This is a genomic window from Streptomyces sp. NPDC059373 (genome assembly GCF_042751495.1).
In the GTDB taxonomy this organism is placed as follows: domain Bacteria; phylum Actinomycetota; class Actinomycetes; order Streptomycetales; family Streptomycetaceae; genus Actinacidiphila.
Map to the genome: position 1 here is coordinate 66,419 of NZ_JBHYXC010000028.1, position 15,921 is coordinate 82,339.

Sequence of the window (15,921 nt, forward strand, 5' to 3'; positions counted from 1 at the left end):
CTCCCGCCGAAAGACTACGGCCCCCGGCGGTGGTGTGGTCCGTAGGGCGTACGGAGCACACCACCGCCGGGGGCCGGGCGAGGAGCGGGGTCAGCTGACGTTGACGCCGGTCCAGGCGGCGGCGACGGCCTTGTACTCGGTGGAGGTGGAGCCGTAGAGGTCCGTGGCGGCCTTGAGGGTGGCGGTGCGGGCGGCGGAGTAGTTGGTGGAGGAGGTGAAGTAGACGGTGAGGGCGCGGTACCAGATGGCGGCGGCCTTGTCGCGGCCGATGCCGGTGACGGTGGTGCCGCTGTAGGTGGGGCTGGAGTAGCTGACGCCGTTGATGGTCTTGGAGCCGCTGCCCTCGGCGAGCAGGTAGTAGAAGTGGTTGCCGACGCCCGAGGAGTAGTGGACGTCGAGGTTCTTCACCGAGGAGGACCAGTAGTCGGCGGAGCCGCCGTCCTTGGAGGGCTTGTCCATGTAGCGCAGCGGGGTGCCGTCGCCGTTGATGTCGATCTTCTCGCCGATGAGGTAGTCGGGGGTGTCGGAGGCGAGGTTCTCGTAGAACTCGACATTCGTGCCGAAGATGTCGGAGTTGGCCTCGTTGAGACCACCGGACTCACCGGAGTAGGTCAGGCCCGCCGTGGCGCTGGTGACGCCGTGGGATATCTCGTGGCCGGACACGTCGAGGGAGGTGAGCGGGGAGGCGTTGCCCGAGCCGTCGCCGTACGTCATGCAGAAGCAGCTGTCGTCCCAGAAGGCGTTGACGTAGCTGCTGCCGTAGTGGGTGCGGGACAGCGAGCCGACGCCGTCGTTGTCGATGCCGCTGCGACCGAAGGTGTTGAGGTAGTAGTCCCACGTGGCGGCGGCGCCGAACTGGGCGTCCACACCGGCGGACTGGGTGCTGCTGGTGGAGCCGTTGCCCCAGGCGTTGTCGGTGTCGGTGAAGGTGGTGCCCTTGGAGGAGGTCGCCTTGTTGCCGAGGTTGGTGGTGTAGATGCCGCCGCGGCTGGCGTCCTTGAGCGAGTAAGTGCTGCCGCTCTGGGTGGTGTTGAGGGTGACCGAGCCGACGCGGACGCCGTTGCCGGTGCCGGTGATGGTCTCGATGCCCTCGTACCGCTGGATGACCTTGCCGGTCGCGGCGTCGGTGATGACGTTGACCTTGCTGGGCGTGCCGTCGTCCTGGGTGCCGGTGACGACCGTGCGGTACGCGAGGCGCGGGGTGCCGGAGACGGCCCAGATGACCTTCTCGGGCGTGCCCGCCTTGCCGACCGACTTCAGCGGCTCCTCGCCCTTGGCCATGGGGGTCTTGAGCAGCTTCTCGACGGTGCCGGTGGCGGCGGCCTCGGTGTCGGCCACGGAGACCGCCGGGGTGGTGGTGGCCGGCTTGATCGCCTTGGTGGTGGCGCGGGTCACGGACTTGGTGGTGCCGTTCTTGGTCTCGTGCACCACGAGGTCGCCGCCGAGCACCGGCAGGCCGGCGTAGGTGCGGTCGTAGCGCAGGTGGCGGGTGCCGTCGGTGTCCACGACGACGTCCTTGACCGTGAGCTTCTCCTGGGCGCCCAGGCCGAGGGAGGCCGCCACGTCCGCGGCCTGGGACTTGCCGTAAGCAAGCGCCTTGACCTGGGAGTTGGCGATCGAGGTGGCGAGGGGCGTGGGGGCCGCGCTCGCCGAGTAGGACTGCAGGCCCGCCGCGAGCAGTGCTGTGGCTGCCGCGACGGTGCCGAAGGCCAGCTTCTTCCGCAAGGTCGTGCTCCTTGGTGTGGTGTGGGGGGATGGCGCGAACGTTCCGCGCTGGTCTGGAGCTTGACATTCATCAACAGGTAAATGACAGGTCCACTTCACCCAATGGCCGGTTACCGGTCGCGCAGAGGTGCCCTTACGTCGTCCTTACCAGGGATAAAGAGGGACCAAAGCCTCGTGGGACTAGGGGAATCCCTCCCCTATGAGGGGCGCTTTCCGGCCGGATTCCGCTCTTGGGATGGCTGAAACACTGCCGAAATACGCACCACAGGCCGATCGCTTATGATCATTGATTCGGCCCGTCCGTTCGGTGAGACGGGGCTCCCCACGATGTGACCGGCGGGTAGGCTCTCGCCCGTGCCGAAGCCGCTGAGCCTGCCTTTCGACCCGATCGCACGCGCCGACGAGACCTGGACCCGGCGCTGGGGCCGGGTGCCCTCGATGGCCGCGATCACCTCGATCATGCGCGCGCAGCAGATCCTGCTCGGCCAGGTCGACGCCGTCGTCAAGCCGTACGGGCTCACCTTCGCCCGGTACGAGGCGCTGGTACTGCTCACCTTCAGCAAGGCCGGCGAGCTCCCGATGTCCAAGATCGGCGAGCGGCTGATGGTGCATCCCACCTCCGTCACCAACACCGTCGACCGGCTGGTGGCCTCCGGCCTGGTCGCCAAGCGGCCCAACCCGAACGACGGGCGCGGCACGCTCGCCTCGATCACCGACAAGGGCCGCGAGGTCTGCGACGCCGCGACCGAGGACCTCATGGCGATGGACTTCGGCCTCGGCACGTACGACGCCGAGGAGTGCGGGGAGATCTTCGCGCTGCTGAGGCCACTGCGGATAGCGGCCGGCGACTTCGAGGAGGGCGCGTAAAGCGCCGGAATCGCACCGGTTAGGCTCGTCCGCATGAAGCAGAGTGTTCTGACCCGGTACCGCGCGCTCGCGTACACCACCGGCGTACTGCTGATCCTGCTGACCCTCGGTGTGATCGCCAAGTACGTCCTCAAGATCGACGGGGCGGCGGCCTTCACCCAGGTCGTCGCCATCGCCCACGGCTGGCTCTACGTGGTCTACCTGATCTTCGCCTTCGACCTCGGCTCCAAGGCGAAGTGGCCGCTCCCCAAGCTCGCGTGGGTGCTGCTGGCCGGGACCGTCCCCACCGCCGCGTTCTTCGTCGAGCGCAAGGTGTCGCGGGAGGTCGAGCCGCTGATCGCGGCCGCCGCCGCCGAGCCGGTCAGCGCCTGACGCTCCTGACGTCAACCGCCCGCCTCGCGGCTCCCTCGTGCGGCGGGCGGTTTGCCATCGACATTTACTAGGACGTCCTAGTAAATTCGAAGTATGGACGCCGACGCGATCGACGAGGCCCGCCGCCGCTGGCAGGCCCGCTACGACGCCTCCCGCAAGCGGGACGCGGACTTCACCACGCTCTCCGGGGATCCCGTGGAGCCGGTCTACGGGCCGCCACCCGGCTCGGAGGTGCCCGGCTTCGAGCGGATCGGCTGGCCCGGCGAGTATCCGTACACCCGTGGCCTGTACGCGACGGGGTACCGGGGCCGGACCTGGACCATCCGCCAGTTCGCCGGCTTCGGCAACGCCGAGCAGACCAACGAGCGCTACAAGATGATCCTGGAAGCGGGCGGCGGAGGCCTCTCGGTCGCCTTCGACATGCCCACGCTGATGGGGCGCGACTCCGACGACCCCCGCTCACTGGGTGAGGTCGGCCACTGCGGCGTCGCCATCGACTCCGCCGCCGACATGGAGCTCCTCTTCAAGGACATCCCGCTCGGCGACGTCACCACCTCCATGACCATCTCCGGACCCGCCGTCCCCGTCTTCTGCATGTACCTCGTCGCCGCCGAGCGCCAGGGCGTCGACCCGGCCGTCCTCAACGGCACGCTCCAGACCGACATCTTCAAGGAGTACATCGCCCAGAAGGAATGGCTCTTCGAGCCCGAGCCGCATCTGCGGCTCATCGGCGACCTCATGGAGCACTGCGCCGCCGGCATCCCCGCGTACAAACCGCTGTCCGTCTCCGGCTACCACATCCGCGAAGCCGGCTCCACGGCCGCGCAGGAGCTCGCCTACACGCTGGCCGACGGCTTCGGCTACGTGGAGCTCGGGCTGTCGCGCGGGCTGGACGTCGACGCCTTCGCGCCGGGGCTGTCCTTCTTCTTCGACGCACACCTCGACTTCTTCGAGGAGATCGCCAAGTTCCGCGCCGCGCGGCGGATCTGGGCCCGCTGGATGCGGGACGTGTACGGCGCGCAGAGCGAGAAGGCGCAGTGGCTGCGCTTCCACACACAGACGGCGGGCGTCTCGCTCACCGCCCAGCAGCCGTACAACAACGTTGTACGGACCGCGGTCGAGGCCCTGGCGGCGGTGCTCGGCGGGACGAACTCCCTCCACACCAACGCCCTGGACGAGACGCTGGCCCTGCCGAGCGAGCAGGCGGCGGAGATCGCGCTGCGCACGCAGCAGGTGCTGATGGAGGAGACCGGGGTCGCCAACGTCGCGGACCCGCTGGGCGGTTCGTGGTACGTAGAGGCGCTCACCGACCGCATCGAGGCCGACGCGGAACGCATCTTCGAGAAGATCAGGGAGCTCGGCGTCCGGGCCGTCCCGGACGGACGGCACCCCATCGGGCCGATGACCTCCGGCATCCTGCGCGGCATCGAGGACGGCTGGTTCACCGGGGAGATCGCGGAAGCCGCCTTCACGTACCAGCGGGCCCTGGAGAAGCGCGACAAGCGGGTCGTCGGCGTCAACGTCCACCATGGCTCGGTCACCGGCGACCTGGAGATCCTCCGCGTCAGCCACGAGGTCGAGCGCGACCAGGTCCGCGTCCTCGCCGACCGCAAGGCCGCCCGCGACGAGGCGGCTGTCGCCGCCGCCCTCAAGGCCATGCTCGCCGCTGCGCGGGACGGTACGAACATGATCGCGCCCATGCTTGACGCTGCGCGGGCCGAGGCGACGCTCGGTGAGATCTGCGGGGTTCTGAGGGAGGAGTGGGGCGGCTATATCGAGCCTGCGCGCTTCTGAGGGCGGCGAATTCTTCCCACCGGGTTGTGGGAGAACGTTCCGCAAGGCGGAACGGGCTGGCACAACCCGGCCACGGCCGTAAGCCGCCGACGCACCCCCGGACACCCACCGTCGTGGTGCGGGCCCGTCGCCGGGTGCGGCCGGGTTGGGCCAGCCCGCTCCGCCTCAGGCGAGCGGCCTACCCCCAACCCGGTTGAACCTGGTTCAGGCTGACGCAAGCCCCGTAAGCAACAAACCCGTGAAGCCGGAGGCCCACGCGGCGTCGACCGGTTCGCCGCTGACGAGGGTGCGGTGCACCACCGCGCCGGCGATGACGTCGAAGATGAGGTCGATCTGGGGGGCCGGGTCGGTGCCGGGGGTGTCGGGGGGGATTTCGCCGCGGCGCTGGGCGCGGCGGCGGCCCTCGACGACGAGGCGCTTCTGGCGGTCGACGATGGAGGAGCGGATCCGCAGCCGCAGGGCGGCGTCGTTCGTCGATTCGGCGACGACCGCCATCAGGGCCGTCTTGGCCTCGGGCCGCTCCAGCAGTGCGGCGAACTGCAGGACGACGCCCTCCACGTCGGCCCGGAGGCTGCCGAGGTCCGGTAGTTGGAGCTCGTCGAAGAGGACGGCTACGGCGTCCACGACGAGGTCGTGCTTGTTGGCCCAGCGCCGGTAGAGGGTGGTTTTGGCGACGCCTGCGCGGCCGGCGACGTCGCTCATGGTGAGTTTCCCCCACCCCAGTTCCACGAGCGCGGCACGTGTCGCCTCCAGGATCGCCAGATCGGCCGAAGCGCTGCGCGGCCGGCCGGTGCGTTTCCCAGTGGCGTGGGTAGACATGGGTTCGGACCCTATCCCCGTTGCGCCGGAAACAGCCATGCAGTTACGCTACGGCGCGTAGCGTAAGGACCGATTGTCCGGCGACCGTGATGAGGGGGGAGGATTGGTCTCATGCAGCCACGGAACATGTCCATGAGCGGTGTGGTCGACCTCGCCGCGGTGAAGGCGGCCGGCGAGGCCAAGGCGAAGGCCGAGCAGGCCCGCGCGGACGCCGCTCGTAACGGCGGCGATGTCGCCGCGACCGCCTCTTCTCTTGTGATCGACGTCAGTGAGGCGACCTTCGAGAGCGATGTACTGCAGCGCTCCACCGAGGTCCCGGTCGTCATCAGCTTCGAGGCCGAGCAGGCCCCGGCCAGCCTCGAGCTGGGCGACACGCTGGCCCGGCTCGCGGGGGAGTACGGCGGCCGGTTCGTCGTCGCCAGGGTCGATGTGTACGCGAACCAGATGCTCTTCCAGCAGTTCGGGGTGCAGGGCATCCCGGCGGTCTTCGCGGTGCTGGCGGGACAGGCGATGCCGCTCTTCCAGGGCGCGGCGCCGGAGGACCAGATCCGTGAGGTGCTGGACCAGTTGATCGCGGTGGCCGAGCAGCGCTTCGGCATCGTGGGGATTCCCGTGGCGGAGGGTGAGGCCCCGGCGGAGGAGCCGGAGCGGCCGGCCACGCCGCAGGAGATCGCGCTGTCGGCGGCGCACGACGCGCTGGACCAGGGAGACCTGGGCGGCGCCATCCAGGCGTACAAGAACGTGCTGTCGGACGACCCGGGCAATACGGAGGCGAAGCTGGGCCTGGCCCAGGCGGAGCTGCTGAACCGGGTGCAGGACGCGGATCCGCAGGCGGTGCGCAAGGCGGCGGCGGACAACCCGTCCGACGTGCCGGCGCAGCTCGCGGCCGCTGACCTGGACCTGGCGGGCGGCCATGTCGAGGACGCTTTCGGGCGGTTGGTGGAGACCGTGCGCAGGACGGCGGGCGAGGACCGGGACGCGGCTCGGCTGCGGTTGCTGGAGCTCTTCGAGGTGATCGGCTCGGACGATCCCCGGGTGACGGCGGCGCGAGCGGCGCTGGCGCGGGTGCTGTTCTGACGAAGTTGGCCGGATCGAATGCCGGTTCGATCACTGGCGCACAGCAGTGAGGTCGGCGACCGCGCTTTACCAAATCTTGATGAAGTGCGGTCGCTGTTACTTCCGGTAGGAGCAGGGCACCCTTTCGCCCGTTTTCATCGTTCTTTATCCGACTTTCACGGGCCCGCCTCAACTACCCAGCGTGAGCGGCTTGGTCCGGACCGGCAGTGCTGGGTTATCGCTCCGTTACCCGCTAGTAACGAAGCCCCTTGTGCGACGGCCGCGAATGGACCACGATCGGCCAAGCTCGGTCCGTGACCGCAGCCCGGCATCCGGTCGGGCCCAGGGGAAACGGGTCCCCACCGAGCCGGGTTCGCGGCCACCGCCGCTGCCCGTGGACAGGGGGGTCTCTGCCGACCGGCGGGGCCTGTCCAGCTGGTTGCGCGAGAGCGTGGCCGAGTGGTTGTCGCTCGGGGGTGATCGCCGATTCTTCGGACACGGCCGTCCGCATTCCCCTGGGACGGCCGGTGAGGTCGACGGCGCTCTCCTTCCCGAGGACGTAGCACTTCTCCCATCCCAGGCCCGGATCCGATCTCGGCCGGAGATGTACGTCCGAGAAGGAGGAAATTTCATGGAGTCGCTCGTTCGCGGCGGTACCAGATGGAAGCGGTTCGCCGTCGTCATGGTGCCGTCCGTTGCGGCCACCGCGGCGATAGGTGTTGCCCTGGGTCAGGGTGCGCTCGCCGCGTCGTTCAGTGTTTCCGGACAGCAGTTCAAGGTCACGGCCGCGAAGCTGACCGGTGAGGGTTTCGTCCAGTACGGAGCTCTTGACACGCAGCACGGCGGCAAGGTTGTCCCGGTCGCGGTTTCGGCGTTCAACAGCGCCACGATCGAGGACCTTTGCCAGTCCGTGGTCGTGCCGGTCCCGGTCTTCGGTGATGTGACGCTGAAGCTGTCGGCCGGTGGCGGTAGCTCGCCTGTCGAGGCGAAGAACCTCTACATCGACCTGGACCAGCTCAACGCGGACGCCACGTTCACCAACATCAACATTGGTGTCGCGGCTGCCGACAGCACGAAGGGTCCCGGCATCAAGTCCGGCGACGCCGCACTCCCGGGCTCCTTCGCCCAGGAGGCCGACAAGGCCGTTCTCACCGACGTGAAGCAGACCGCCTGGGCGACCAGCGCGGGAACCTTCAAGCTCAGCGGGCTGAGCATGTCGGTCAAGAAGGGCTCCGGCGCCGGTTACGAGTGCTACTAAGCACTGACTGAGGGGGGTGAGGGGCGCGGGACGCCCCTCACCTTTCCCATCCACACTCTTTTCTTTGAAGCCAGTCCCAGGGAGCTGTTTTCCATGAGCGCCGAGACACACGGCCGGGTCGGCTATTGGCGGTTCCGCTTCCGCGTTTGGCGCGGGCAGCGGCCGTTCTGGGCGGGCCTGCTCACGATCCTCGCCGGGGGGCCCATCGCGTACTTCCCGTACGCACACCTCAGCCTTGGCGGGCTCACGCTTGCCATGGCCACCACGGCCGGAGCCGGTTCGCTGATCATCGGCGTACTGCTGGTGGTGCTCGGCCTGACCATGTGGTTCCAGGCGGTGGCCCGGGTCTTCGCCGGCGTCGCGTCGATCATGCTGGCGCTGGTCTCGCTGGTCGTCTCCAACATCGGCGGCTTCCTGATGGGCTTCCTGCTGGGCATGATCGGCGGCGCGCTCGCCGTCGCCTGGGCCCCCGCGGACCCGGCGGCCGAAACCGGTGCCGACCCGGCCGAGCTGCCGGACGGCGGCGACGCGGACGGCGGCGGTCAGGGCGAGTACGTCGGGACCGACGAGTACGGGCACGAGCACGACCACGCCGTAGAAGCGAACGGGAGGCACAGTGCGGGGTGATGAGGCTCAGCAGGCCGACGTGACCGTGGGTGGCGGCCCGCGTGTCAGAACGGGGCCGCGCCACGCGGCACCGAGAAAGTCGCTGCTGACCAAACTGCAGGTACCCGCGGGCAAGGCGATAGCCATCGCCGCCATGCCGACCGCCGTACTCATGGGCATGGGGCTCACACCGCGCCTGGCGTCCGCCGACGAACTGCCGAAGAACCCCTTCTCCGGTACGTCGTGCTCCGACACCCCGGAGGAGTCGGCGACGCCGTCGGCGTCCTCGTCGAGCTCGAGCGCGAGTTCGTCCTCGAAGTCCTCGTCGTCTTCGAGTGACGGCACGAGCAGCAGCAAGGCGACCGCCACGCCGACCCCGTCGGCGAGTTCGTCGACGAAGAGCTCGTCGTCCTCGGGCGGCGGCAAGACCAGCACCCCGACCGCGACCTCGACCCCGTCGGCATCGGCCTCAGCGAGTTCGACCACGAACCCGCTGGACCCGCTGGGTGTGGGCGACGCGCTGAAGAGCCTGCTGGGCGTCAACAGCACCACGTCGTCCTCGTCGGCGAAGACGTCGTCCTCCAGTGCCACCCCGAGCGCCACGGCGACCCCGAAGGCGAGCTCGACCACGGACTCCGCGTCGGACACGGCCACCAAGACGGCCAAGAAGACGACGGACAACGCGACGTCCTCGGCTGCGGACACCCTCGCGAAGGCCACCAAGGCCGCAAACGAGGCCGCGGCAAAGGCGACCGCCACCGCGAGCCCCAGCGCCTCGGCGTCGTCCACGGACACCCCGTACCCCTGCCCCACGCACGACGCGAAGGCACTGGCGGCCGCGCAGTCCCAGGACACCTCCTCGCTGCTGCCGGACACGCCCTGGACCCTGAAGACCGACATGCTCACCCTCACGGGTCTGGACTACAAGGGCATCGTCGAGGTCAAGACGTACAACGGCACGGTCAAGAAGGTCCTCAAGTTCACCGCGACCGGCGTCGACATCAAGAACCTGCACCAGATCGTGGACGGCCCGAACGGTACGAAGTCCCACGTTCAGGCGGCCGCAGGTTCCACGTCGACCATCAAGGACGGCACGGTGACCATGTACACGGAGTCGCTGAAGGGCAACCTCTTCGGCCTCATCCCGGTCACCTTCACGCCCGACACCCCTCCGCCGGTGAACGTCCCCGTGGCCTTCTTCACCAACGTCACGGTCATCCAGGCGGGGCAGTTCGGCGGCACGCTGACCGTCCCCGGCATGCACGTGTACGACACCGAGAGCTGAACCGGACCTCCGGGAGCCGCACGAAACGGCCGAGGGCGCCAACCCCCTTGCGGGGCGGGCGCCCTCGGCCGTTTCGCCCTGGCGGCCAGCGGAGTCAGAAGACCGACTCGGCCTCTTCCATCCGGTCCTCCGGCACCCGCTTGAGCGCGGTCACCGCGTCCGCGAGCGGCACCAGGTCGATCGCCGTGCCGTGCAGCGCCGTCATGTGCCCGAAGGCGCCCTTGTGGGCGGCGTCGACGGCGTGCCAGCCGAAGCGCGTCGCCAGCACCCGGTCGTACGCCGTGGGGACGCCACCGCGCTGCACATGGCCGAGGATGACCGGCTTGGCCTCCTTGCCGAGGCGGTACTCCAGTTCGGCGGCGAGGCGGGTGCCGATGCCGACGAAGCGCTCGTGGCCGTACTGGTCGATCTCGCCCTTGGCGTACGGCATGGTGCCCTCGGCGGGGTGGGCGCCCTCGGCGACGCAGATGACGGCGAACTTCTTGCCCCGGGCGAAGCGCTCCTCGACCATCGCGACCAGGTCGTCGGGGTCGAAGGGCCGCTCCGGCAGGCAGATGCCGTGGGCGCCGCCGGCCATGCCGGACTCCAGGGCGATCCAGCCGGCGTGCCGGCCCATGACCTCGACGACCATGACCCGCTGGTGGGACTCGGCGGTGGTCTTGAGGCGGTCGATGGCCTCGGTGGCGACGGTGACGGCGGTGTCGAAGCCGAAGGTGCGGTCGGTGGAGGAGATGTCGTTGTCGATGGTCTTGGGTACGCCCACCACCGGCATCCCGGCGTCGGCGAGCATCCGGGCGGCGGTCAGCGTGCCCTCGCCGCCGATGGGGATCAGGACGTCCAGGCCGTGGTCGGAGCAGATGGTCCGCCAGTTGTCCGCGGCCTCGTGCAGGCGGGCGCGCTCCAGGCGGGCGGAGCCCAGGATGGTGCCGCCACGGGCGAGGATGCCGCTGACGGAGTCGAGGTCGAGCGGGCGGAAGCGGCCTTCGAGGAGACCCTTGAAGCCGTCCTCGAAGCCGATGACCTCGTCGTCGTGACCGGTCAGGGCCCGGTGGACGACCGAGCGGATCACGGCGTTGAGGCCCGGGCAGTCGCCGCCGGCGGTGAGAACTCCGATACGCATGGCGGGCTGTCTCTTCCTTCCTCACGCTTGTGGCCGGTGCTTCGTGCACGCAGTGTTAACCCTATATGCGCACTCTCCTGCCAGGCTGGCGGGCGCGCATGTCCAGCCCCCGACCCGGTGGGCGCTTTATGTGGCCCTGACGCTATTGTCAAGGGGATAAAGCCACTCTTCCGAGTGGAGTACCGGAGATCGTCAGACGCGACACAGGGATCGGAGACACTGCGTGACGCGCAGCGTGTACGTAACCGGCATCGGCCGAGGTGACGGCCGGCAGGTCGTCGAGCTGGGGGTCATGGAACTGCTGACCCGGCAGGTGGACCGGGTCGGCGTCTTCCGTCCACTGCTGCACGACGTACCCGACCGCATGTTCGACCTGCTGCGCAGCCGCTACCGCCTCTCCCAGGACCCGCGTACCGCCTGCGGAATGCTCTACGCGGAGGCCGCCGCCCTCCAGGCCGAACAGGGCCGCGACGCGCTGATATCCCGCCTCGTCGACCGCTTCCACGACGTCGCCCGCGACTACGAGGCGGTCCTCGTCCTCGGCTCGGACTTCGAGGAGACCAACCTCCCCGGCGAGCTGGGCATCAACGCCCGCCTGGCCAACGAGTTCGGCGCCTCCGTCCTTCCGGTGGTCGGCGGCCGCGACCAGACCGCCGAGTCCGTCGCCGACGAGGTCCGCAACGCGCACCTCGCCTACAAGAACCTCGGCTGCGACATCGTCGCCGTGATCGCCAACCGCGTCCCCCGCGACGCCGCCGCCGACGCCGAACGGCAGCTGAGCCGCCGGCTGCCGGTGCCCGCGTACGTCCTGCCCGACGAGCCGGCGCTCTCGGCGCCCACCGTGGCGCAGATCGCCGGTGCGCTGGAGGCGGAGGTGCTGCTCGGCGACCACTCCGGGCTGTCGCGGGACGTGATGGACTTCGTCTTCGGCGGCGCGATGCTGCCGACCTTCATCAAGGCCCTGACCCCCGGCTGCATGGTGATCACCCCCGGCGACCGCGCGGACCTCATCATCGGCTCGCTGGCCGCCCACTCCGCCGGCGCGCCGCCCATCGCCGGCATCCTGCTCACCCTCGACGAGCGCCCCGGCCCCGAGATCATGGCCCTGGCCGCCCGGCTCGCCCCGGGCACCCCGGTCATCTCGGTGCCGACCGGCAGCTTCCTCACCGCCTCCGAGCTGTTCGCCATGGAGGGCAAGCTCGGCGCCGCCACCCCGCGCAAGGCCGAGACCGCGCTCGGCCTCTTCGAGAACCACGTCGACACCGCCGAGCTGCTGCAGCGGCTGTCGGTCGTCCGCAGCGAGCGCGTCACCCCGATGATGTTCGAGCACGAACTCATCGAGCGGGCCCGCTCCGACCGCCGCCGCATCGTCCTCCCCGAAGGCACCGAGGAGCGCATCCTGCGCGCCGCCGAGGTGCTGCTGCGCCGCAACGTCTGTGACCTCGTGCTCCTCGGCGACCAGGACCTGGTCCGCAAGCGCGCCGCCGAGCTGGGCATCAACCTCGACGTCCCCGCCTGCGAGGTCATCGACCCGCAGACCTCCCCGCTGCGGGAGGGCTTCGCCGGGCTGTACGCCAAGCTGCGGGCCCACCGGGGCGTCTCGTACGAGCTGGCCCACGACGTCGTCTCCGATGTCTCGTACTTCGGCACGCTGATGGTGCAGCAGGGCCTGGCCGACGGCATGGTCTCGGGTGCGGTGCACTCCACGGCGGCGACGATCCGTCCCGCCTTCGAGATCATCAAGACCTCACCGGGGGCCGCGATCGTCTCGTCGGTCTTCTTCATGTGCCTGGCCGACAAGGTCCTCGTCTACGGCGACTGCGCGGTCAACCCGGACCCCGACGCCGAGCAACTGGCCGACATCGCCATCCAGTCGGCCGCCACGGCCGCCCAGTTCGGGGTCGAGCCCCGGCTCGCGATGCTCTCGTACTCGACCGGCACGTCCGGCTCGGGCGCGGACGTCGACAAGGTCCGCAAGGCCACCGAGCTGGTGCACGAGCGGCGCCCGGACCTGCTGGCCGAGGGCCCGATCCAGTACGACGCGGCCGTCGACGCCGGTGTCGCCGCCACCAAGCTCCCCGACTCCCGGGTCGCCGGCCAGGCCACCGTCCTGATCTTCCCCGACCTCAACACCGGCAACAACACCTACAAGGCCGTCCAGCGCTCGGCCAACGCCGTCGCCGTCGGGCCGGTCCTGCAGGGCCTCCGCAAGCCGGTCAACGACCTCTCGCGCGGCGCGCTGGTCTCCGACATCGTGAACACGGTGGCCATCACCGCCATCCAGGCCCAGGGAGAGACCGCCCAGTGACCGCGACCCGCGTGCTCGTCCTCAACTCCGGCTCGTCGTCGGTGAAGTACCAGATCGTCGACATGGCCGACGGCAGCCGCCCGGCGGCGGGCCAGGTCGAGCGGATCGGCGAGGAGGGCGGGGCCGCCGACCATGCGACCGCGCTCAAGCAGGTGGGCGACGACCTGGCGGCGCAGGGCTTCGGGCTGGACTCGCCGGAGCTGGCGGCGGTCGGGCACCGGGTGGTGCACGGCGGCACCCGCTTCACCGAGCCGACCCTGGTCACCGACGAGGTGCTGACGGCGATCGAGGCGCTGGTGCCGCTCGCCCCGCTGCACAACCCGGCGAACATCACCGGCATCCGGGCGGTCCGCGAGCTGCGCCCCGACCTGCCGCAGGTCGCGGTCTTCGACACCGCCTTCCACGCCACCATGCCGGAGACCGCGTACCGCTACGCCATCGACCGGGACCTCGCCGACGCCCACCACATCCGCCGCTACGGCTTCCACGGCACCTCCCACGCGTACGTCTCCCGGGCCACCGCCCGCCTGCTGGGCAAGGACCCGTCCGAGGTGAACGTCATCGTGCTGCACCTCGGCAACGGCGCCTCCGCGTCCGCCGTACGCGGTGGCGTGTGCGTGGACACTTCGATGGGTCTGACTCCGCTTGAGGGCCTGGTCATGGGTACGCGTTCGGGTGACATCGACCCGGCCGTGCCGCTGCACCTCCAGCGGTCGGCGGGAATGACCCCGGACGAGGTGGACGCGTTGCTCAACAAGAAGAGCGGCCTGCTCGGGCTGTGCGGCGACAACGACATGCGTGAGATCGGCCGTCGGATGGCCGAGGGCGACGAGGCAGCTCAGCTCGCCTTCGACATCTACGTCCACCGGTTGCGCAAGTACGTCGGCGCCTACACCGCGGTCCTGGGCCGGGTCGACGCCGTCACCTTCACCGCCGGGGTCGGCGAGAACTCCGCCGCGGTGCGCGAGGCCGCGCTGCGCGACATGGGTCTGCTCGGGATCGAGGTCGATGCGGTACGCAATGCCGTACGAGGCAGTGCGGCGCGCCTGATCTCGGCTCAGGGCAGCCGGGTGGCGGTGGCTGTCGTACCGACGGACGAGGAACTGCAGATCGCACAGGAGGCGTACTCGCTGGTCACCCTCTAATCTATGGCCCGCCGTCCGCACCGAATGCCCGCACAGCCCGCACAGGAATTATTCCGGAGCGGAACAAACCCGATAGGATCGTCTTCATGCGCCGAGCGAAAATCGTCTGCACCCTGGGTCCCGCCGTTGACTCCTACGACCAGTTGAAGGCACTGGTCGAGGCCGGCATGAATGTGGCCCGCTTCAACTTCAGCCACGGCAGCCACGCCGAGCACGAGGAGCGCTACCACCGGGTGCGCAAGGTCTCGGAGGAGACCGGGCGTGCGATCGGTGTGCTGGCCGACCTGCAGGGCCCCAAGATCCGTCTGGAGACCTTCGCCGACGGACCGGTCGAACTCGTCGCGGGTGACGAGTTCACCATCACCACCGAGGACGTCCCCGGTGACAAGACCATCTGCGGCACCACCTACAAGGGCCTGCCCGGCGATGTCAGCGCCGGCGACCCGGTGCTGATCAACGACGGCAACGTCGCCCTGCGCGTCATCGAGGTCGACGGCGTCCGCGTGCGCTGTCTCGTCGTCGAGGGCGGGGTCATCTCCGACCACAAGGGCATCAACCTGCCCGGCACCGCCGTCAACGTCCCCGCGCTGTCCGACAAGGACATCGAGGACCTGCGCTTCGCGCTGCGCCTGGGCGTCGACATGGTCGCGCTGAGCTTCGTCCGGGACGCCTCCGACGTCCGCCCCGTCCACAAGGTGATGGACGAGGAGGGCCGCCGGATCCCGGTCTGCGCCAAGGTCGAGAAGCCGCAGGCGGTCGACAACATGGAGGACGTCGTCGCGGCCTTCGACTCGGTCATGGTCGCCCGTGGCGACCTCGCCGTCGAATACCCGCTGGAGAAGGTGCCGGTCGTCCAGAAGCGCCTGATCGAGCTGTGCCGCCGCAACGCCAAGCCGGTGATCGTGGCGACCCAGATGATGGAGTCCATGATCAACTCCTCGCGCCCCACCCGCGCCGAGGCCTCCGACGTCGCCAACGCCATCCTGGACGGCGCGGACGCGGTCATGCTCTCCGCCGAGTCCAGCGTCGGCAAGTACCCGATCGAGACCGTCAAGACGATGTCCCGCATCGTCGAGGCCGCCGAGGTCGAGCTGCTCAAGCAGGGCCTCTGGCCGCTCAACGGCCGCAAGCCCCGCACGCAGTCCGGCGCCGTCGCCCGTGCCGCCGCCGAGCTGTGCGACTACCTGGACGGCAAGGCCCTGGTCGCCTTCACCCAGTCCGGTGACACCGCCCGCCGCCTGGCCCGCTACCGCGTCCCGCAGCCGGTGGTGGCCTTCACCACGGACGAGTCGACCCGCAGCCAGCTCGCGCTGACCTGGGGCGTCCAGACCATCGTGGTGCCGCACGTCCAGACCACCGACGAGATGGTCCGGATCTGCGAGGCCGAGATGCTCAAGCTCCAGGAGTACGGCGAGGGCGACACCGTGATCATCACGGCCGGCTCCCCGCCCGGCATCCCGGGCACCACCAACATGGTCCGCGTGATCCACCTCGGCGAGGGTGTCTGACGCGTTGTCCGTCGCTGAGGGCGCCGATCCCGTGGTGGACCGGCGCCCTCAGCCGTTT

General features: G+C 69.6%; 14 protein-coding genes. 10 read left to right on the forward strand and 4 right to left on the reverse strand.

The genetic code is table 11. The annotated features are described in order from the left end of the window. Positions 1-90 precede the first annotated feature (90 nt). Positions 91-1,725: a M4 family metallopeptidase gene (locus tag ACFXJ5_RS29670; RefSeq protein ID WP_384637597.1), complete on the reverse strand. Its 1,635-nt coding sequence runs from the start codon at positions 1,723-1,725 to the stop codon at positions 91-93. A gap of 354 nt (positions 1,726-2,079) precedes the next feature. On the opposite strand from ACFXJ5_RS29670, the gene ACFXJ5_RS29675 reads away from it, so the two are divergent. The 3 genes from ACFXJ5_RS29675 (at position 2,080) to ACFXJ5_RS29685 (ending at position 4,758) form a co-directional block, all read left to right on the forward strand. Continuing rightward, positions 2,080-2,592, forward strand: a complete 513-nt coding sequence (locus ACFXJ5_RS29675; RefSeq protein ID WP_127361348.1) for a MarR family winged helix-turn-helix transcriptional regulator — start codon at positions 2,080-2,082, stop codon at positions 2,590-2,592. A gap of 33 nt (positions 2,593-2,625) precedes the next feature. Further along, complete coding sequence (locus tag ACFXJ5_RS29680; RefSeq protein WP_384637600.1) at positions 2,626-2,964, forward strand: DUF3817 domain-containing protein; 339 nt, start codon at positions 2,626-2,628, stop codon at positions 2,962-2,964. 93 nt (positions 2,965-3,057) lie between these two features. After that, the gene (locus ACFXJ5_RS29685; RefSeq protein ID WP_384637602.1) at positions 3,058-4,758 is read left to right on the forward strand and encodes a methylmalonyl-CoA mutase; all 1,701 of its coding nucleotides are present in this window, start codon (positions 3,058-3,060) and stop codon (positions 4,756-4,758) included. A 204-nt stretch (positions 4,759-4,962) separates the two neighbouring features. Here ACFXJ5_RS29685 and ACFXJ5_RS29690 read toward each other — a convergent pair whose 3' ends face one another. Next, entirely contained in the window at positions 4,963-5,577 is a 615-nt protein-coding gene (locus tag ACFXJ5_RS29690; RefSeq protein ID WP_384637605.1) for a TetR/AcrR family transcriptional regulator, read from the reverse strand. A 111-nt stretch (positions 5,578-5,688) separates the two neighbouring features. Between ACFXJ5_RS29690 and ACFXJ5_RS29695 the strand changes: the two genes are divergently transcribed. From ACFXJ5_RS29695 to ACFXJ5_RS29705, 3 genes are all read left to right on the forward strand, one after another. Further along, complete coding sequence (locus ACFXJ5_RS29695) at positions 5,689-6,654, forward strand: co-chaperone YbbN (protein ID WP_384637608.1); 966 nt, start codon at positions 5,689-5,691, stop codon at positions 6,652-6,654. 610 nt (positions 6,655-7,264) lie between these two features. After that, positions 7,265-7,891 (forward strand): DUF6230 family protein, encoded by a 627-nt coding sequence (locus ACFXJ5_RS29700; RefSeq protein ID WP_384637611.1) that lies wholly within the window; start codon positions 7,265-7,267, stop codon positions 7,889-7,891. 93 nt (positions 7,892-7,984) lie between these two features. Then, a complete protein-coding gene (locus tag ACFXJ5_RS29705) occupies positions 7,985-8,518 on the forward strand; it encodes a DUF6114 domain-containing protein (RefSeq protein ID WP_384637613.1) in 534 nt (177 codons plus the stop codon). Positions 8,519-8,524: 6 nt separating this feature from the next. On the opposite strand, the gene ACFXJ5_RS29710 is transcribed toward ACFXJ5_RS29705, so the two are convergent. Beyond that, positions 8,525-9,286: a hypothetical protein gene (locus ACFXJ5_RS29710; RefSeq protein WP_384637616.1), complete on the reverse strand. Its 762-nt coding sequence runs from the start codon at positions 9,284-9,286 to the stop codon at positions 8,525-8,527. A 109-nt stretch (positions 9,287-9,395) separates the two neighbouring features. Between ACFXJ5_RS29710 and ACFXJ5_RS29715 the strand changes: the two genes are divergently transcribed. Beyond that, the gene (locus ACFXJ5_RS29715) at positions 9,396-9,782 is read left to right on the forward strand and encodes a hypothetical protein (protein ID WP_384637619.1); all 387 of its coding nucleotides are present in this window, start codon (positions 9,396-9,398) and stop codon (positions 9,780-9,782) included. Positions 9,783-9,876: 94 nt separating this feature from the next. Here the strand turns inward: ACFXJ5_RS29715 and ACFXJ5_RS29720 are convergent, their stop codons facing one another. After that, positions 9,877-10,902: an ATP-dependent 6-phosphofructokinase gene (locus ACFXJ5_RS29720; protein WP_384637622.1), complete on the reverse strand. Its 1,026-nt coding sequence runs from the start codon at positions 10,900-10,902 to the stop codon at positions 9,877-9,879. A gap of 223 nt (positions 10,903-11,125) precedes the next feature. Between ACFXJ5_RS29720 and pta the strand changes: the two genes are divergently transcribed. The 3 genes from pta to pyk all read left to right on the forward strand — a co-directional run bounded on the left by pta (position 11,126) and on the right by pyk (position 15,863). Further along, positions 11,126-13,210 (forward strand): phosphate acetyltransferase, encoded by a 2,085-nt coding sequence (pta, locus tag ACFXJ5_RS29725; RefSeq protein WP_384637624.1) that lies wholly within the window; start codon positions 11,126-11,128, stop codon positions 13,208-13,210. After that, complete coding sequence (locus ACFXJ5_RS29730; RefSeq protein WP_384637627.1) at positions 13,207-14,355, forward strand: acetate kinase; 1,149 nt, start codon at positions 13,207-13,209, stop codon at positions 14,353-14,355. The genes pta and ACFXJ5_RS29730 overlap by 4 nt, the downstream gene beginning before the upstream one ends. Positions 14,356-14,441: 86 nt before the next feature. Further along, positions 14,442-15,863, forward strand: a complete 1,422-nt coding sequence (gene pyk, locus ACFXJ5_RS29735) for a pyruvate kinase (RefSeq protein WP_384637630.1) — start codon at positions 14,442-14,444, stop codon at positions 15,861-15,863. Positions 15,864-15,921 lie beyond the last annotated feature (58 nt).